Raw genomic sequence first — 15,974 nt, forward strand, 5'->3', positions numbered from 1 at the left:
ATGGCAGTAGGATCCAAGGAACTTGCATCCGCACAGCTGGACGGTTTCGACAACGAGCGACTCGTTGAAGAACTCCGCAAGGCCAAGGAAGAGCTGTTCAACCTGCGTTTCCAGTCCGCCACCGGTCAGCTGGAGAACCACGGTCGTCTGCGCGCGGTAAAGAAGGACATCGCCCGCATCTACACCGTTCTCCGTGAGCGCGAGCTGGGCATCCGTGCCGAGGTTGCCGCACCGGTTGTGGAAGCCAAGGAAGAAAAGAAGTCCAAGAAGTCCGCAGCCAAGGCTGAGAAGGCTGAAAAGCCGGTCGAGGCTGAGACTGAGGAGGACGCCAAGTGAGTGAAAAGGACGAGAACGTGACGGAAACTGTTTCCGGCGCAGCTACGGCTGACGAGCGCGGTTACCGTAAGACGAAGCGCGGCTATGTGGTCTCGGACAAGATGGAAAAGACCATCGTTGTCCAGGTCGAAGACCGCGTGAAGCACGCCCTTTACGGCAAGGTCATCCGCCGCAACACGAAGATCAAGGCTCACGACGAAGAGAACAGCGCCGGCGTCGGCGACCTCGTTCTCCTCGCCGAGACCCGTCCGCTGTCCGCCACCAAGCGGTGGCGCCTTGTGGAGATCCTCGAAAAGGCCAAGTAACACCTGCAGCGTCCCTGTCAAGGGATCTGTTCAGAAACCCCCGTTCCCTTTTTGGGTGCGGGGGTTTCCGCGTTTCCGGCCGCCTCCGTAGGCGGCGTCACGGGGTGCAGGGCTGGCCCTCTTCTGTGGTAGTGGCCTGATTCTGCCCTGGGCCTCAGCCATGCTAGGATATTGAGTTTGTATGGTGCCTTTCGTGCGCCGTCATCAACCTCGTAAACAATCGTGCCACGGCATAGTGCCCCCTTGCGCCCCGACTTGTCGAATCAGACTTGTCGAATGAGACTTGTCGAATCAGACTCGCGGGATCCGCCTGGGAAGCAAATGTTGCTGGCACGGGAGTTTAGGCCTGGTCTGGCAAAATCCAGGCAGGTCAAGAGACACCCCGATCAACCGTTCCGCAAGGCTCATTCCGTAGGAAGATTTTCGGTCTGAGAACCAGCGCGACGCAAGGAGTAAATAGTGATTCAGCAGGAGTCGCGACTCAAGGTCGCCGACAACACGGGTGCTAAGGAAATCCTTACCATTCGCGTTCTCGGTGGATCTGGCCGTCGCTACGCAGGCATTGGCGACGTGATCGTCGCTACCGTCAAGGACGCAATTCCGGGCGGCAACGTAAAGAAGGGCGATGTCGTCAAGGCTGTCATCGTCCGTACCAAGAAGGAACGCCGCCGTGCGGATGGTTCCTACATCAAGTTTGACGAGAACGCAGCTGTGATCCTGAAGGCTGACGGTGACCCCCGCGGTACCCGCATCTTCGGACCGGTTGGTCGTGAACTTCGCGACAAGAAGTTCATGAAGATCGTTTCTCTGGCTCCGGAGGTGCTCTAGTCCATGGCTAAGATCAAGAAGGGTGACCTGGTTCAGGTCATCACTGGCGCCAAGGCTGAGCGCGGCGGCGACCGTGGCAAGCAGGGCAAGGTTCTGCGCGTCTTCCCCGAGACCAACCGCGTGCTGGTCGAGGGCATCAACCGCGTAACCAAGCACACCAAGGTCGGTCAGTCGCAGCGCGGCACCAAGACCGGTGGCATCGAGGTCGTCGAGGCTTCAATCCACATCTCCAACGTGGCTCTGGTTGACCCCTCCACCAAGAAGCCCACCCGCGTCGGTTTCCGCACCGAGACCGTTGAGCGCGATGGCGTGAAGCGCGAAGTGCGTGTCCGCGTGGCCAAGAGCTCAGGGAAGGACATCTAATGACTGAGACTCTCGAGACTCCGGCAAGCAAGATCGTTCCTCGTCTGAAGACCAAGTACGCCGATTCCATCAAGAGCGCGCTCGTTGAGGAATTCAAGTACCAGAACGTCAACCAGGTTCCCCGTCTGGTCAAGGTCGTTGTGAACATGGGTGTTGGAGATGCCGCCAAGGACTCCAAGCTGATCGACGGCGCTGTCCGCGATCTGACCCTGATCACCGGCCAGAAGCCGCAGGTAACCAAGGCCCGCAAGTCGATCGCACAGTTCAAGCTGCGCGAAGGCATGCCGATCGGTGCACACGCAACTCTGCGTGGGGACCGCATGTGGGAATTCCTGGACCGTCTGGTCACGCTGGCTCTGCCGCGTATCCGCGACTTCCGGGGCCTCAGCGGCAAGCAGTTCGACGGCAACGGCAACTACACCTTCGGTCTGACCGAGCAGGTTATGTTCCACGAGATCGACCAGGATTCCATCGACCGCGTACGCGGCATGGACATCACCGTCGTGACCACTGCCAAGACCGACGACGAAGGCCGCGCGCTGCTCAAGGCGCTTGGCTTCCCGTTCAAGACCGAAGATTAATCTAGCTACGTAAAAGGTCCGTCTGCACTGATCCTGAAGAGGATAGCGCGGCGGAAACCGTTATGAGGAAGGGCAAGAGCCCACATGACAATGACAGATCCCGTCGCAGACATGCTTACGCGTCTGCGCAACGCAAACTCGGCATACCACGATTCCGTGTCTATGCCATACAGCAAGCTCAAGGCACGCGTTGCTGACATCCTGAAGGCCGAAGGTTACATCGCCTCCTGGAAAGAAGAAGACGCTGAGGTTGGCAAGAAGCTGACCCTCGAGCTCAAGTTCGGTCCGAACCGCGAGCGTTCGATCGCTGGTGTTCGTCGTATTTCCAAGCCGGGACTGCGCGTTTACGCAAAGTCCACCAACCTGCCGCACGTGCTCGGTGGCCTGGGTGTCGCAATCCTGTCCACCTCTTCCGGCCTCTTGACTGACAAGCAGGCCGGCAAGAAGGGCGTGGGCGGCGAAGTCCTCGCTTACGTCTGGTAACGGGAAAGGAAGAGAATAATGTCACGTATTGGACGTCTCCCCATCACCGTTCCTGCCGGCGTTGAGGTCAAGGTTGACGGCTCTGTCGTCAGCGTCAAGGGTTCCAAAGGCGAGCTGAGCCACACTGTGGCCAGCCCGATCGAGGTTTCCCTGGAAGAAGGCACCCTGACTGTCGCCCGCCCGAACGACGAGCGCGCCTCCCGTTCGCTGCACGGCCTGACCCGCACCCTGATCGCCAACATGATCCAGGGCGTCACCGCAGGCTACGAGAAGAAGCTTGAGATTGTCGGTACCGGTTACCGCGTCCAGGCCAAGGGTTCTGACCTGGAGTTCGCTCTGGGCTACAGCCACCCGGTTAACGTCTCGGCACCGGACGGCATCACCTTTGCAGTAGAGACCCCGACCAAGCTCTCTGTTTCAGGTATCTCCAAGCAGCAGGTCGGCGAGGTTGCTGCCAACATTCGCAAGCTGCGGAAGCCGGACCCCTACAAGGGCAAGGGCATCCGCTACGCAGGCGAAGTCATCCGCCGCAAGGTCGGAAAGGCTGGTAAGTAACCATGGCGATCGCAATTAACAAGAAGCGTACGAACAAGAGCAAGTCTGCCCAGCGCAGCCGCCGCCAGCTTCGTATCCGCAAGCGCATCTCCGGAACGGCTGCACGTCCGCGTCTGGTCGTCAACCGTTCAGCACGCCACGTATTCGTCCAGGTTGTCGATGACAGCAAGGGCCTGACCGTAGCGAGCGCCTCCACATTGGAAGCCGACCTTCGTGCATTCGACGGTGACAAGACCGCCAAGGCCAAGCGCGTCGGCGAACTGGTCGCCGAGCGTGCCAAGGCTGCCGGTATCGAAGCTGTTGTCTTCGACCGCGGTGGTAACAAGTACCACGGCCGGATCGCCGCCGTCGCTGACGGCGCGCGTGAAGGTGGGCTGTCACTGTGACCGAAAATAACGAAAAGGACATTCAGGTGACTGAAGCTGTAGCTGCTCCGGCAACTGAGACCGCTGCGCCTGCTACCACTGACGACCGCCGTGGCGCTCGTCGTGGCGAGCGTGGCGACCGCGGCCAGGGCCGTGGCGACCGTGGTGGCCGTGGTGGCCGCGATGGCGGCCGCGAAGCCGAAAAGAGCCAGTTCGTAGAGCGCGTCGTAACCATCAACCGCGTTTCCAAGGTCGTCAAGGGTGGTCGTCGCTTCAGCTTCACCGCCCTCGTCGTCGTCGGCGACGGCAACGGCATGGTCGGCGTCGGCTACGGCAAGGCTAAGGAAGTTCCTGCCGCAATCGCGAAGGGCGTTGAAGAGGCCAAGAAGTCCTTCTTCCGCGTTCCCCGCATCGGCAGCACCATTCCGCACCGTGTTCAGGGTGAGGCCGCTGCAGGCGTCGTCATGCTGCGTCCGGCGTCCGCCGGTACCGGTGTTATCGCCGGCGGTCCGGTCCGTGCAGTACTGGAGTGCGTGGGCATCCACGACATCCTCTCCAAGTCGCTCGGTTCCTCCAATGCCATCAACATCGTTCACGCGACCGTTGATGCGCTGAAGCGCCTCGAAGAGCCGGCAGCAGTGGCAGCACGCCGCGGCCTCCCGCTTGACGAGATCGCTCCGCCGGCCATGGTGCGCGCACTTCTGAACCAGAAGGCAGGTGTCTGAGTCATGGCTAAGAACGTGCTTGTCTCCGACGCAAAGTTGGAGATCACTCAGATCAAGTCCGCCATTGGCGGCAAGCAGAACCAGCGCGACACCCTGCGGTCCCTCGGCCTGAAGCGGATCGGACACACCGTTGTCCGCACCGCCGACGCCGTGACCGTCGGAATGCTCAACACGGTTCCGCACCTGGTAAAGGTAGAGGAGGCGAAGTAAATGGCAGAGAAGAACACCGCCGAAAAGGCACAGGGCGCCGCTGAGAAGCAGAACGCACTGAAGGTTCACCACCTGCGTCCCGCCCCGGGTGCCAAGACCGCCAAGACCCGTGTTGGTCGTGGTGAAGGTTCCAAGGGTAAGACCGCCGGTCGCGGTACCAAGGGTACGAAGGCCCGCTATCAGATCAAGGCTGGCTTTGCCGGCGGCCAGCTGCCGCTGCACATGCGCCTGCCGAAGCTGCGCGGCTTCAAGAACCCGTTCCGGGTTGAGTACCAGGTTGTAAACCTGGACAAGCTCAACGAGCTGTTCCCGGAAGGTGGCGCAGTCACCGTGGAGAACCTGGTCGAAAAGGGTGCCGTTCGCAAGAACCAGCCCGTCAAGGTGCTGGGCACCGGCGACATCACCGTCAAGGTTGACGTCACCGTGCACGCATTCTCGGCCAGTGCCGCTGAAAAGATTGCCGCAGCAGGCGGAAGCACCACCGCCCTCTAAGGAGGCGGCGGGGCAGTTGCCCGTTGTTGAAACTCCCGGTACCAGGGGCTTAGGCCCCCGGTACCGGGAGTTTTTTCATTTTCCGGGCCCTGCCGATTGTCCGCAGGGCGCATCCACCCGTTAGACTCGGTTGTTGGGTTCATTTGACCTGTCTCACACGACTTTACTTATTCATCAGGAGGACGCTTGCTTAGCGCATTTGGCCGGGCCTTTCGCACGCCTGATCTGCGGCGCAAGTTGTTGTTCACGCTGGGAATCATCACAATCTTCCGCTTGGGTGCCTTCATCCCCTCGCCGGGTGTGAACTACCAGAATGTCCAGCAATGCTTGCAGAGCGGTCAGACCTCGGGCGGGATCTACCAGCTCGTCAACCTGTTCAGCGGCGGTGCATTGCTGCAGGTGTCCATCTTTGCCCTCGGCATTATGCCGTACATCACATCCAGCATCATCGTCCAACTGCTCCGGGTGGTCATTCCCCGCTTCCAGCAGCTGTACGAGGAGGGCGCCTCGGGCCAGTCGAAGCTGACGCAGTACACCCGCTACCTCACGATCGCCCTCGGCCTGCTGAACGCCACGACACTGGTGTCGCTGGCCCGTTCCGGGCAGCTGCTGCCGAATTGCCAGCTGCCGATCATCCCGGACGCATCCATCATCACCACGATCCTCATCGTCATCACGCTGACGGCCGGCACCGGCCTGATCATGTGGATGGGCGAGCTCGTGACGGAAAAGGGCGTCGGCAACGGCATGTCCCTGCTCATCTTCACGTCCATCGCGGCCGGTTTCCCGGGATCCCTGGGCGCGATATGGAAGTCACAGGGCCCGGGCACGTTCTTCATGGTGGTGGCCATCGGCCTGCTGACCGTCGCCCTCGTGGTCTTCGTGGAGCAGTCCCAGCGCCGGATCCCGGTGCAGTATGCAAAGCGCATGATCGGGCGCCGCACCGTGGGCGGCACCAGCACGTACATCCCCATCAAGGTGAACATGGCCGGCGTCGTGCCCGTCATCTTTGCCTCGTCAATGCTGTACCTGCCGGGCCTGATCTCACAGTTCAACCAGCCCAAGGCCGGCGAGCAGATGCAGCCCTGGGTTGAGTGGATCAACAACAACCTGACCCGCGGTGACCACCCGATCTACATGGCGATGTATTTCGCCATGATTGTGTTTTTCACCTACTTCTATGTTGCGATTACCTTCAATCCTGAAGAGGTCTCGGACAACATGAAGAAGTACGGCGGCTTCATTCCTGGCATACGCGCCGGCAAGCCGACCGCGGACTATCTTCAGTACGTACTTTCCAGGATCACCCTGCCCGGAGCCTTCTACCTGGGCTTCGTGGCTCTGATCCCGCTGGTTGCACTCGTTCTGATCAACGCCAACCAGAACTTCCCGTTCGGCGGCACCTCGATCCTGATCATGGTGGGCGTCGGCCTGGAGACCGTGAAGCAGATTGATGCGCAACTACAGCAACGTCACTACGAAGGGCTTTTGCGATGACGAGAATGTTGATTATCGGACCTCCCGGTTCCGGCAAGGGGACGCAGGCGGACCGCATTTCGGGGCGCCTCGGCGTCGTTGCGATCTCCACCGGCGACATCTTCCGTGCCAACGTCAAGGGTGAGACGCCGCTGGGCATCGAAGCCAAGAAGTACATGGACGCGGGCGATTTCGTGCCGGACAGCGTTACCAACAAGATGGTCCGCGACCGCCTCAGCGAGGTCGACGTCGAAGCCGGCTTCCTCCTGGACGGCTACCCGCGCACCACCGCGCAGGTGGACTACCTCGACGAGATCCTGGCCACCGGCGACCAGAAGCTCGACGTCGTCCTGCAGCTCACGGCCGACGACGAGGAACTCGTCGCGCGCCTGCTGGGCAGGGCCAAGGAGACCGGCCGCAGCGACGACAACGAGGCCGTCATCCGCCACCGCCTGGACCTGTACCACGGCCAGACGGAAGCGGTAGTGGCCAAGTACGCTGACCGCGGCATCCTGACCCGTGTTGACGGCATCGGTGGCATCGACGAGGTCACGGACCGCGTCATGCAGGCCATCAAAGAGGCCCAGTCGGCCTGATCCAGGCTCATGACATTTTGCCCGTGACATTTTGAGGCCCCTCCCGGAACATCGGGAGGGGCCTCAGCCATTCTGGCCGCCGCCTTCCCCTCCGGGAGGCAGGCGGCTCCACTGAAAGGAAGCTGCAGATGGCATTCGGCCAGCCCCGCATCGAATACAAGACCAACGCCCAGATGCGCACCATGCACGAGGCCGGGCTTGTCCTCAGCCGCGCCCTCGACGCCGCGGCCGCGGCGGCCGCCCCGGGGAAGACCACGCGGGACCTTGACGCGGTATTCGCCGCCGTGCTCAAGGAGGCCGGCGCCACCTCCAACTTCCTGGGCTACCACGGCTTCCCGGCCACCATCTGCACCTCGGTCAACGAGGAAGTCGTCCACGGCATCCCGGGCGACCGCGTGCTGCAGGACGGGGACATCATCTCGATCGACGGCGGGGCGATCGTGGACGGCTGGCACTCCGATTCCGCCCGGACCGTGATCGTGGGGACCGCCGACGCCGAAGACCAGCGGCTATCCGACGTCACCGAGGCGGCCATGTGGCACGGGATCGCGGCCCTCGCCACGGGCAAGTTCGTCGGCGACGTCGGCAACGCGGTGGACGACTACGTCTCCTCCGTGCCGGGCAAGCGGCTCGGCATCCTGGAAGACTATGTGGGCCACGGCATCGGCTCCGAGATGCACATGGCACCGGATGTCCTGAACTACCGTACGAGCCACCGCGGGCCCAAGATCCGGCCCGGGCTGTGCCTGGCGATCGAACCCATGCTGGTGCGCGGAAGCATTGACACGGCCATCCTGGCGGATGACTGGACGGTGGTCACGACCGACGGCAAGCGTTCCTGCCAGTGGGAGCACTCGGTGGCAGTCCATGACAAGGGCATCTGGGTCCTCTCGGCGCCAGACGGCGGCGCCGCGAAACTGGCGCCGCTCGGCGTCGTGCCGGTCCCGATTCCCTGACCCGGCCGATTCGGCCCAAGTAGCCCGCATTTTGTTGTCGTTTTGGGGCCACAGAACGACAACAACTGCGGGTCAGTTGGGGGAGGCTAGGCCTTGAGCTTCGGCTTCACGTCCTTGGTGTAGATACCCTCGAGGGTCGCCTTGAGCTCCGTCATGGTGGCCTTGACGTCGCCCTGCTGGGTGAGGATCTTCGCGGCTGCCTTGGCCATCTCCTGGTCCGCCCCCGGCAGGAACACGCGGGCGTTGTCCTGGACGCGGGTGACGGCGAGCTGATCCATGGCCGTCTTGATCTGCGGGGTCTTGGCCAGCACGGAACCCATGTCCGCCGAAGTGCGGGTGGGCATGTAGCCGGTGGCAGCGGAGAACGCCGCCGTGTTCTCAGCTTCGGTCATGAACTTCAGGAAGGTGGCAGCCGCGTGCTGCACTTCCTTGCTGACGCCGCTCGGAATGCCCAGTCCGGCGCCGCCCGTGGGGCACACGCCGCTCTCGGCCTTGGGACCGCCCGGGAGGAAGCCGACGCCGACGTTGAACTGTGCGGACTTCAGGACACCCAGCAGGGAACCGGTGGAGGAGATCGTGGCGGAGGTGATGCCCGCGGCGAAGTCGTCGGCGGCCTCCTTGGAGGACACGCCGGCCCACTCGTCCTTGTAGATGGAGTCCTGGGCCCACTGCAGCGCGGCGACGGACTCGGCGGAGTCGCAGTTCATGGTCCACTCGTTGGACCAGCTGCCGCCCCAGCCCGACAGGTTGTTCTGCAGCGTCCAGCCCGCATAGCCCGCCAGCGCGGGGTAGATGTAGGCGTACTGCGCACCGGAGCTGGCCTTGAGCTTGGGCGCCCACTCGGCGAATTCGTGCCAGGTCTTGGGGGCGCGGTCCGGCAGCCCGGCAGCCTTGAAGTGGTCCTTGTTGTAGTAGAACAGCGGGGTGGAGCGGCCGTAGGGGAGTGCCCACTGCTGGTCGGCGTACTTGTAGTCCGCCACGAGCGATCTCTGGAAGTCATCCACCTTGATGTCGAGCTGCTTGATCAGCCCGTCCAGCGGGATGATGTTGCCGTTGGTGTAGTAGCGGAACCACCAGACGTCGGAGAGCACCACGAGGCCCGGCAGGGCTGACTTCGCGGCCTGGGAGGTCTGAAACTTCTGGGCGATTTCCTCGTAGTCGGCCCCTGCGGTCACGAGGTTGACCTTGACCGGCGCCACCACCTGCCACAGCCGGCGCCAGTGCCCGGCGCCGTCGATCTCGGCCGCTTCGAGGATGGAGGCGGGAAGTGTCCTGAAGTGCTGGCGCAGCAGGAACGTGCCGAACGCGGTGCCCAGGCCGGGCAGGATGATCCCCCACAGGGTGTTCTTTCCGCCCATCCCCGCGATCAGGATGTAGTTGGGCAGGATGGACACCTGGGGCGGCACCATGAGGGCCACGAGGATCAGCACGAAGATGGCGTTCTTGAACGGGAAACGGACGAACACGAGAGCGTAGGCCGTGAGGATGGCCAGTATCACCTTCACGGTGGCCCCCACCGACGTGACGATCAGGCTGTTCATGAAGAACCGGCCGAACGGCACGGTGGTCATGGCCACGTTGTAGTTCTCAGGGTCGATGCTTTTGGGCAGGATCTTCAGGTCCATCGTGATGATCTCGCCGGGCTGCTTGAAGGAGCTCAGGACCATCCACAGCAGGGGCAGGAAGACCACCAGGGTGGCCAGGATCAGCGGAACGTACCCGCCCGCGATCGTCTGGACCAGGTTTGCCCGGGAAAACGGGCCGTTGCGGCGCCGCGGCGCGGCGGGATCAGAGGCATGGCCGCTTTCGGGGGCCGGAGCGGGGCCGGCGTCGACGGCAGAATCGGGGCTGGCGGGAGAGAGCGTGCTCACGAGTAGTGCACCTTCCGTTCGACGAACCGCAACTGGAGCACGGTGATGATGAGCAGGATGGCGAAGAGCACCACGGAGATGGACGCCGAGTAGCCGGCGCGGTTGAAGGCGCCGAAGGCCTGGACGTAGGCCTCATAGATCAGCGTGCTGGTGCCGTTGCCCAGGGGCGTCATGATCCGGATCAGGTCGAAGGCCTGGAGGGAGCTCAGCATGGTGGTGATGAGCAGGAAGAACGCGGTGGGGGACAGCAACGGCATGGACATGCTCAGGAAGCGCCGGAAGCCGTTGGCTCCGTCCAGCGAGGCTGCCTCCATGACGTCCTGGGGGAGCGACTGCAGGCCGGCCAGGTACACGACCGCGCAGTAGCCCAGATTCTTCCAGACATAGACGATGATCACCATGACGAGCGAGAGTTGGGGATCGTTGATCCACTGCGGGCTCTGCTGTCCGATGCCGCGCAGCAGCCAGGCGAGGACGCCGTAGCCGGGGTCGAAGATGAAGAGCCAGACGAGGCCGACGCCGACGCCGCTGAGCACATAGGGGGCGAAGACCGCGGAGCGGGCGAAGGTGGTGCCGCGGACCTTGGAGTTCAGCGCCAGGGCCACCAGGAGGCCCAGCACCATGGAACCGCCGACCGTGACGAGGGTGAAAATGGCCGTGGTGCCAAGGACCTTGGACGCCTCGGCGCTCGTGAAGAACGTGACGTAGTTGTCGAAGCCGACCACCGTGGCGGAGGCGGAGCCGAGGGTCCAGTCCGGGGTGGAGTAGTAGATGTTGTTGATGAGCGGCAGGTACGTGAACACCGCGATCAATGCGAGGTTGGGCAGCGCCAAGGCCAGGAATACGAAAAAGTCCCGGCGGGTTCTGCCCGACCAGCGGGCGCGGCGGGCAGCGGCCGGACCGGCCAGTGCGACGGCCGGCGGCCGGTCAGTCAATTGTCTAGTCATTCGGGTCTCTAACGGATCCAGGCCTGCCAGGGACAGGCGGGTGGGCGGGGGACCTCACTCACTTCACCACATGCCTGATGGGCGAAATCCCGCACGAGGCCCCGTCAGAGCTTTGTTATACGAGGCTTCCTTGCCCGTTAACACTGCGTTCGCTGCCGTACTACATAACGTTTGTAGTGCGTAGACGGTTAGCTCAGGTAAATTGAGGCAATGGACCCACCCGGCTTTCCGCGGACGATTTTGGGAGTACCAGGAGGGGTTCGGCGACGAACAGGTCTGTTTGGGGCTCTCTTTTTGAGTGCCGCTGACACAACCTGAGCTAACCGGATACGCACTACGTTTGTTTTGCCGGCACGACATGCCTCCGCGGGTCACGCACCAGGCGGGAGCGGACACCTCATTTCCGCTGCGGGGCGCACAATGTAGCCATGGGAGCCATTACCGACATCACCGGGATCCGGGTGGGTCATGTTCAAAAGTCCGACGCCGGGTGGCTGAGCGGGGTCACGGTAGTACTGCCGCCGCCAGGAACCGTGGGTTCAGTCGACGTCCGCGGCGGCGGTCCCGGCACGCACGAGACCGATGCGCTGGACCCCACCACCCTCACCTCAGCCGTCGACGCCGTGGTCCTCACCGGCGGGAGCGCCTTTGGCCTCGTGGCCGCGCACGGGGCCCAGCGCTGGTGCGAGGAGAACGGCCGGGGCTTCGCCGTGCCCGGCGGCGTTGTTCCGATCGTCCCGGCCGCCGCGATCTTCGATCTCGGCCGCGGCGGGGACTTCTCCGCGCGCCCGGACGCGGACATGGGCTACGCGGCGACTGCTGCCGCCGCCACCCAAAGAGACGGGCACGACGTCGGACGCGGCAACGTGGGGGCCGGCACCGGAGCGGTGATCGGCCGGGGCAAGTACAAAGGCGGAGTCGGTACCGCCTCCATCACCCTCGAGAACGGGGTCGTGGTGGCAGCGCTGGCGGTAGTCAACGCGCTGGGACTCCCGTTTGGCACATCGCCGAAGCAGGCGGAACCCGGGCCGGGCACGCCGCTCAACACCACCCTCGTCGTCGTTGCCACAAATGCGATCCTGGACAAGGCCGAGTGCAAGCGGACCGCATCGGCGGCCCACGCCGGACTGGCCCGGGCACTGAATCCGAGCCACACCCTCGTCGACGGCGACACCGTGTTCGCTTTGGCCACGGGCGCCGTCGCGCTGGACCGCAGCAGCGAAGCCGCCCGGCAGCTGAGCCTGGTTACCCTGCAGAGTGCGGCAGCCGACGTCGTCCGCCTGGCGATCCTGGACGGCATCGCGAGTGCGGAGGCCGTGAGCACCCCGGCCGGCGATTTTCGTGCATACGGAGACGTTGTGCGCTAGCATTGCTGGATTTAACATCCGCGCCGCAATGGCGTAGTGTTGTCTGTTGGTTGTCTGCCCTGTTGTGCCCTTTTGTGGCCGGGAGGCATCAGCCAATCAATCAAAAACGTCCGCAGTCATGACCGGTGCAAGCCGGAGGGCTGCGGCAACAACAGTTAGCGGAGGGTATGGCCAAGAAGGACGGGGTCATTGAGATCGAGGGCGTTGTGACTGAGGCGCTGCCTAACGCGATGTTTCGCGTTGAGCTCACCAACAAGCACATCGTTCTGGCACACATCTCTGGAAAGATGCGCCAGCACTACATCAGGATTCTCCCTGAGGACCGGGTAGTGGTGGAGCTGAGCCCGTACGACCTGACACGTGGTCGTATCGTCTACCGCTACAAGTAAACACTGGACGGCCAGAGCAACAGCCGAAGGCCGGTCTAGCTGACCAACTGCAACACGCAAAGGAATGCCATGAAGGTCAAGCCGAGCGTCAAGCAGATCTGCGAAAAGTGCAAAGTGATCCGCCGTAATGGCCGGGTCATGGTGATCTGCGAGAACCCGCGCCACAAGCAGCGCCAGGGCTAATTTCCCTTTCGGGAAAACCCTGGGTTGCTAACCCACGCAAGTAAATAAAGGCAGCACAAGCTGATCTGGGACATTGAGCTCGAAAGAGTCCGGACAGCTGACCCCCGGTCGGAGGCTGGGGCCGCACTGAAAGTGCGGGTGTACTGCCTACGACCTCCGGTTTATTCAAGGAGCACTGCCACTATGGCTCGTCTCGCTGGCGTAGACATTCCCCGCGAAAAGCGGTTGGAAATTGCGCTTACTTACATCTACGGCGTGGGCAAGACCCGTGCACACGAAACCCTGGCTGCCACCGGCATCAGCGCTGACGTCCGGGTCAAGGACCTGAGTGACGCCGAGCTGGTCCAGCTGCGTGACTACATTGAAGGCAACTACAAGGTTGAGGGTGACCTTCGCCGCGAGGTAGCCGCTGACATCCGCCGCAAGGTTGAGATCGGCAGCTACGAAGGCCTGCGCCACCGCAAGGGCCTGCCCGTACGCGGACAGCGTACGAAGACCAACGCCCGTACCCGCAAGGGCCCGAAGCGTACCGTCGCCGGCAAGAAGAAGGCCCGTTAATCCCTGAGGGATTAGCTCGGTTTTCCCCCGATAACTTTCTGTAGGAGAAAAAATGCCCCCGAAGACTCGTGGCGCGGTTCGCAAGCCGCGTAAGAAGGACAAGAAGAATATCGCGCTGGGCCAGGCGCACATCAAGAGCACCTTTAACAACACCATCGTTTCCATCACGGACCCGAACGGTGCTGTCATCTCCTGGGCTTCCTCCGGTGAGGTTGGCTTCAAGGGCTCACGTAAGTCCACCCCGTTCGCTGCCCAGATGGCCGCCGAAGCCGCCGCAAAGCGTGCACAGGAGCACGGTATGCGCAAGGTTGACGTATTCGTCAAGGGACCGGGTTCCGGACGCGAGACCGCAATCCGTTCACTGCAGGCCGCTGGCCTCGAGGTTGGATCCATCCAGGATGTAACCCCCAGCGCCCACAACGGCTGCCGTCCGCCCAAGCGCCGCCGCGTCTAAGGCTTTCCAGCGCACAGGAGCTTGCCCGGACCCTCACCGGTCCGGGCAGGCCCAGCCGCGTTAAGTCTTCAGACCGATCTTTCCACCACCTGTGTTGCGTCATATAGCGGATGCTCGCCGAAAGGAAACCTAAGTGCTCATTGCACAGCGCCCCACCCTCTCCGAAGAGGTCGTCTCCGAAAACCGCTCCCGTTTCATCATTGAACCGCTGGAGCCGGGCTTTGGTTACACCCTCGGAAACTCCCTCCGCCGTACCCTGCTCTCCTCCATCCCCGGTGCCTCTGTAACGAGCATCCGGATCGATGGCGTGCTGCACGAGTTCACCACGGTTCCGGGTGTCAAGGAAGATGTCACTGAGATCATCCTGAACATCAAGAGCCTGTCGGTTTCCTCCGAGCACGACGAGCCGGTTGTTGCCTACCTGCGCAAGCAGGGCCCGGGAGTCGTCACCGCCGCGGACATCGCTCCGCCGGCCGGCGTCGAATTCCACAACCCGGATCTGCACATTGCCACGCTGAACTCGAAGGGCAAGTTCGAACTCGAACTGACCATCGAGCGCGGCCGCGGCTACGTTTCGGCAGCTCAGAACAAGTCCGGCGACTCCGAGATCGGCCGCATTCCGGTCGACTCGATCTACTCGCCGGTCCTGAAGGTTACTTTCCGCGTGGAAGCTACCCGTGTTGAGCAGCGCACTGACTTCGACAAGCTGATTGTCGACGTCGAGACCAAGCAGGCCATCGCCCCGCGCGATGCCGTTGCTTCGGCAGGTACCACCCTGGTGGAACTGTTCGGTCTGGCCCGCGAGCTGAACACCGCAGCTGAAGGTATCGAGATTGGTCCGTCGCCGACCGATGCTGCCCTGGCAGCTGACATGGCACTGCCGATCGAGGATCTGGACCTCACCGTCCGTTCCTACAACTGCCTCAAGCGTGAGGGCATCCACACCGTGGGTGAACTCGTTGCCCGCTCCGAGGCCGACCTCATGGATATCCGTAACTTCGGTGCGAAGTCCATTGATGAGGTCAAGGCAAAGCTGGTTGAACTGGGCCTGTCCCTCAAGGACTCGCCTCCCGGATTTGACCTCGCAGCACGCGCCGCAGCAATTGAAGAGGACGACGCCGCTTTCAGCGACGACGAGCTCTAACAAACAGATCTTGGCCGGCGGGCTGGATGCACCCTGGCGTGCGCAGCCCACTGGCTTCCATATGAGGAGAAACTATTATGCCTACACCCGCTAAGGGTCCGCGCCTCGGAGGCGGAGCGGCTCACGAGCGTCTTATGCTCGCGAACCTCGCAGCCGCACTGTTCGAGCACAAGCGGATCACCACCACGGTGACCAAGGCCAAGCGACTGAAGCCGTACGCCGAGCGACTGGTGACTTTCGCCAAGCGCGGCGACCTGTCTTCCCGCCGTCGTGTACTCGGCCTGATCAGCAACAAGGGCGTCGTCCACGAGCTGTTCACCGACATTGCACAGGCAGTGGAGAACCGCGAAGGCGGCTACACCCGTATCACCAAGATCGGCAACCGCAAGGGCGACAACGCTCCCATGGCTGTCATCGAACTGGTTCTTGAGCCGGTTTCCGCTAAGCAGGCCGTTGTAGCCGAGGCTACGAAGGCCGCTGAGAAGGCCGCGCCCGCTGCCGAGGAAGTTCCGGAAGCTGAGGCTGTCGAGGCTGACGCCGCCGAGCCCAAGTACGCCGGTTCAAAGCCTGCTACCGCTGACAACGAGGCTCCTGAGGGCTTCGAGGTCAAGGGCAACGAGGACTCCATGAAATTCCACGTGCCGGGCTCACGCTGGTACGACTCCACGATTGCTGAAGTGTGGTTCGACTCTGCGGAGTCGGCCGAGGCTGCTGGCTTTGCACCCGCTGGCGGCGACGCTGCGCAGGCCACTGAAGCTGAGTAATCCGGCTCTCATGCCGCAGTAGACTT

Annotated in this window: 23 protein-coding genes; 21 read left to right on the forward strand and 2 right to left on the reverse strand. The window is 62.7% G+C overall.

Features of this window, described 5'->3' with window-relative positions; translation table 11 throughout:
- The 14 genes from rpmC to map all read left to right on the forward strand — a co-directional run bounded on the left by rpmC (position 1) and on the right by map (position 8,271).
- Positions 1-336: a 50S ribosomal protein L29 gene (gene rpmC, locus ACQCSY_RS14345; RefSeq protein WP_427129764.1), complete on the forward strand. Its 336-nt coding sequence runs from the start codon at positions 1-3 to the stop codon at positions 334-336.
- Positions 333-641: a 30S ribosomal protein S17 gene (gene rpsQ, locus ACQCSY_RS14350; protein ID WP_427129766.1), complete on the forward strand. Its 309-nt coding sequence runs from the start codon at positions 333-335 to the stop codon at positions 639-641. Before rpmC ends, rpsQ begins: the two co-directional genes overlap by 4 nt.
- 459 nt (positions 642-1,100) lie before the next feature.
- The gene (gene rplN, locus ACQCSY_RS14355) at positions 1,101-1,469 is read left to right on the forward strand and encodes a 50S ribosomal protein L14 (RefSeq protein WP_024366126.1); all 369 of its coding nucleotides are present in this window, start codon (positions 1,101-1,103) and stop codon (positions 1,467-1,469) included.
- 3 nt (positions 1,470-1,472) lie between these two features.
- On the forward strand, positions 1,473-1,832 hold the full coding sequence (gene rplX / locus ACQCSY_RS14360) for a 50S ribosomal protein L24 (RefSeq protein ID WP_066436866.1): 360 nt from the start codon (positions 1,473-1,475) through the stop codon (positions 1,830-1,832).
- The gene (gene rplE / locus ACQCSY_RS14365) at positions 1,832-2,413 is read left to right on the forward strand and encodes a 50S ribosomal protein L5 (RefSeq protein WP_427129769.1); all 582 of its coding nucleotides are present in this window, start codon (positions 1,832-1,834) and stop codon (positions 2,411-2,413) included. The genes rplX and rplE overlap by 1 nt, the downstream gene beginning before the upstream one ends.
- Before the next feature lie 84 nt (positions 2,414-2,497).
- Positions 2,498-2,896, forward strand: coding sequence for a 30S ribosomal protein S8 (gene rpsH / locus ACQCSY_RS14370; RefSeq protein WP_056425243.1), 399 nt, complete (start codon positions 2,498-2,500; stop codon positions 2,894-2,896).
- Between the two features lie 18 nt (positions 2,897-2,914).
- On the forward strand, positions 2,915-3,451 hold the full coding sequence (gene rplF, locus ACQCSY_RS14375) for a 50S ribosomal protein L6 (protein WP_427129771.1): 537 nt from the start codon (positions 2,915-2,917) through the stop codon (positions 3,449-3,451).
- A gap of 2 nt (positions 3,452-3,453) precedes the next feature.
- Positions 3,454-3,837 (forward strand): 50S ribosomal protein L18, encoded by a 384-nt coding sequence (rplR, locus tag ACQCSY_RS14380; protein WP_427129773.1) that lies wholly within the window; start codon positions 3,454-3,456, stop codon positions 3,835-3,837.
- A 26-nt stretch (positions 3,838-3,863) separates the two neighbouring features.
- The gene (gene rpsE, locus ACQCSY_RS14385) at positions 3,864-4,541 is read left to right on the forward strand and encodes a 30S ribosomal protein S5 (RefSeq protein WP_427129775.1); all 678 of its coding nucleotides are present in this window, start codon (positions 3,864-3,866) and stop codon (positions 4,539-4,541) included.
- A gap of 3 nt (positions 4,542-4,544) precedes the next feature.
- Positions 4,545-4,751, forward strand: coding sequence for a 50S ribosomal protein L30 (rpmD, locus tag ACQCSY_RS14390; RefSeq protein WP_018773676.1), 207 nt, complete (start codon positions 4,545-4,547; stop codon positions 4,749-4,751).
- Entirely contained in the window at positions 4,752-5,243 is a 492-nt protein-coding gene (gene rplO, locus ACQCSY_RS14395; RefSeq protein ID WP_091563112.1) for a 50S ribosomal protein L15, read from the forward strand.
- 186 nt (positions 5,244-5,429) lie between these two features.
- Entirely contained in the window at positions 5,430-6,740 is a 1,311-nt protein-coding gene (gene secY / locus ACQCSY_RS14400; protein WP_427129778.1) for a preprotein translocase subunit SecY, read from the forward strand.
- Positions 6,741-6,745: 5 nt separating this feature from the next.
- The gene (locus ACQCSY_RS14405) at positions 6,746-7,315 is read left to right on the forward strand and encodes an adenylate kinase (RefSeq protein ID WP_427135842.1); all 570 of its coding nucleotides are present in this window, start codon (positions 6,746-6,748) and stop codon (positions 7,313-7,315) included.
- A gap of 128 nt (positions 7,316-7,443) precedes the next feature.
- Entirely contained in the window at positions 7,444-8,271 is an 828-nt protein-coding gene (map, locus tag ACQCSY_RS14410; RefSeq protein ID WP_427129780.1) for a type I methionyl aminopeptidase, read from the forward strand.
- An 86-nt stretch (positions 8,272-8,357) separates the two neighbouring features.
- On the opposite strand, the gene ACQCSY_RS14415 is transcribed toward map, so the two are convergent.
- Both ACQCSY_RS14415 and ACQCSY_RS14420 read right to left on the reverse strand, forming a co-directional pair.
- Positions 8,358-10,142 carry an extracellular solute-binding protein gene (locus ACQCSY_RS14415; RefSeq protein WP_427129781.1) on the reverse strand — a complete coding sequence of 595 codons (1,785 nt, stop codon included), beginning with the start codon at positions 10,140-10,142 and terminating at the stop codon, positions 8,358-8,360.
- Positions 10,139-11,089 carry a carbohydrate ABC transporter permease gene (locus tag ACQCSY_RS14420; protein ID WP_427129783.1) on the reverse strand — a complete coding sequence of 317 codons (951 nt, stop codon included), beginning with the start codon at positions 11,087-11,089 and terminating at the stop codon, positions 10,139-10,141. The genes ACQCSY_RS14415 and ACQCSY_RS14420 overlap by 4 nt, the downstream gene beginning before the upstream one ends.
- Before the next feature lie 428 nt (positions 11,090-11,517).
- On the opposite strand from ACQCSY_RS14420, the gene ACQCSY_RS14425 reads away from it, so the two are divergent.
- From ACQCSY_RS14425 to rplQ, 7 genes are all read left to right on the forward strand, one after another.
- Positions 11,518-12,456, forward strand: a complete 939-nt coding sequence (locus ACQCSY_RS14425; protein ID WP_427129785.1) for a P1 family peptidase — start codon at positions 11,518-11,520, stop codon at positions 12,454-12,456.
- 167 nt (positions 12,457-12,623) lie between these two features.
- Entirely contained in the window at positions 12,624-12,845 is a 222-nt protein-coding gene (infA, locus tag ACQCSY_RS14430) for a translation initiation factor IF-1 (RefSeq protein ID WP_009358723.1), read from the forward strand.
- A gap of 69 nt (positions 12,846-12,914) precedes the next feature.
- Complete coding sequence (gene rpmJ, locus ACQCSY_RS14435; RefSeq protein ID WP_009358722.1) at positions 12,915-13,028, forward strand: 50S ribosomal protein L36; 114 nt, start codon at positions 12,915-12,917, stop codon at positions 13,026-13,028.
- 183 nt (positions 13,029-13,211) lie between these two features.
- Complete coding sequence (gene rpsM / locus ACQCSY_RS14440) at positions 13,212-13,586, forward strand: 30S ribosomal protein S13 (RefSeq protein WP_090950898.1); 375 nt, start codon at positions 13,212-13,214, stop codon at positions 13,584-13,586.
- Positions 13,587-13,638: 52 nt separating this feature from the next.
- Positions 13,639-14,040 carry a 30S ribosomal protein S11 gene (rpsK, locus tag ACQCSY_RS14445; protein WP_018773682.1) on the forward strand — a complete coding sequence of 134 codons (402 nt, stop codon included), beginning with the start codon at positions 13,639-13,641 and terminating at the stop codon, positions 14,038-14,040.
- Positions 14,041-14,173: 133 nt separating this feature from the next.
- Entirely contained in the window at positions 14,174-15,184 is a 1,011-nt protein-coding gene (locus ACQCSY_RS14450) for a DNA-directed RNA polymerase subunit alpha (protein WP_277526269.1), read from the forward strand.
- Positions 15,185-15,261: 77 nt separating this feature from the next.
- Positions 15,262-15,948, forward strand: coding sequence for a 50S ribosomal protein L17 (gene rplQ / locus ACQCSY_RS14455; protein ID WP_427129787.1), 687 nt, complete (start codon positions 15,262-15,264; stop codon positions 15,946-15,948).
- Positions 15,949-15,974: the final 26 nt, after the last annotated feature.

It is taken from the genome of Pseudarthrobacter sp. S9 (assembly GCF_050156545.1).
Lineage (GTDB): Bacteria > Actinomycetota > Actinomycetes > Actinomycetales > Micrococcaceae > Arthrobacter.

Coding starts and splice junctions, on each gene's coding strand:
- rpmC (WP_427129764.1), top strand. CDS start 1: ATGGCAGTAGGATCCAAGGAACTTGCATCCGCACAGCTGGACGGTTTC.
- rpsH (WP_056425243.1), top strand. CDS start 2,498: ATGACAATGACAGATCCCGTCGCAGACATGCTTACGCGTCTGCGCAAC.
- rplQ (WP_427129787.1), top strand. CDS start 15,262: ATGCCTACACCCGCTAAGGGTCCGCGCCTCGGAGGCGGAGCGGCTCAC.
- rpmD (WP_018773676.1), top strand. CDS start 4,545: ATGGCTAAGAACGTGCTTGTCTCCGACGCAAAGTTGGAGATCACTCAG.
- rpmJ (WP_009358722.1), top strand. CDS start 12,915: ATGAAGGTCAAGCCGAGCGTCAAGCAGATCTGCGAAAAGTGCAAAGTG.
- map (WP_427129780.1), top strand. CDS start 7,444: ATGGCATTCGGCCAGCCCCGCATCGAATACAAGACCAACGCCCAGATG.
- rplF (WP_427129771.1), top strand. CDS start 2,915: ATGTCACGTATTGGACGTCTCCCCATCACCGTTCCTGCCGGCGTTGAG.
- rplR (WP_427129773.1), top strand. CDS start 3,454: ATGGCGATCGCAATTAACAAGAAGCGTACGAACAAGAGCAAGTCTGCC.
- rplX (WP_066436866.1), top strand. CDS start 1,473: ATGGCTAAGATCAAGAAGGGTGACCTGGTTCAGGTCATCACTGGCGCC.
- ACQCSY_RS14425 (WP_427129785.1), top strand. CDS start 11,518: ATGGGAGCCATTACCGACATCACCGGGATCCGGGTGGGTCATGTTCAA.
- rplE (WP_427129769.1), top strand. CDS start 1,832: ATGACTGAGACTCTCGAGACTCCGGCAAGCAAGATCGTTCCTCGTCTG.
- ACQCSY_RS14420 (WP_427129783.1), bottom strand. CDS start 11,089: ATGACTAGACAATTGACTGACCGGCCGCCGGCCGTCGCACTGGCCGGT.
- ACQCSY_RS14405 (WP_427135842.1), top strand. CDS start 6,746: ATGTTGATTATCGGACCTCCCGGTTCCGGCAAGGGGACGCAGGCGGAC.
- rpsM (WP_090950898.1), top strand. CDS start 13,212: ATGGCTCGTCTCGCTGGCGTAGACATTCCCCGCGAAAAGCGGTTGGAA.
- rpsK (WP_018773682.1), top strand. CDS start 13,639: ATGCCCCCGAAGACTCGTGGCGCGGTTCGCAAGCCGCGTAAGAAGGAC.
- rplO (WP_091563112.1), top strand. CDS start 4,752: ATGGCAGAGAAGAACACCGCCGAAAAGGCACAGGGCGCCGCTGAGAAG.
- infA (WP_009358723.1), top strand. CDS start 12,624: ATGGCCAAGAAGGACGGGGTCATTGAGATCGAGGGCGTTGTGACTGAG.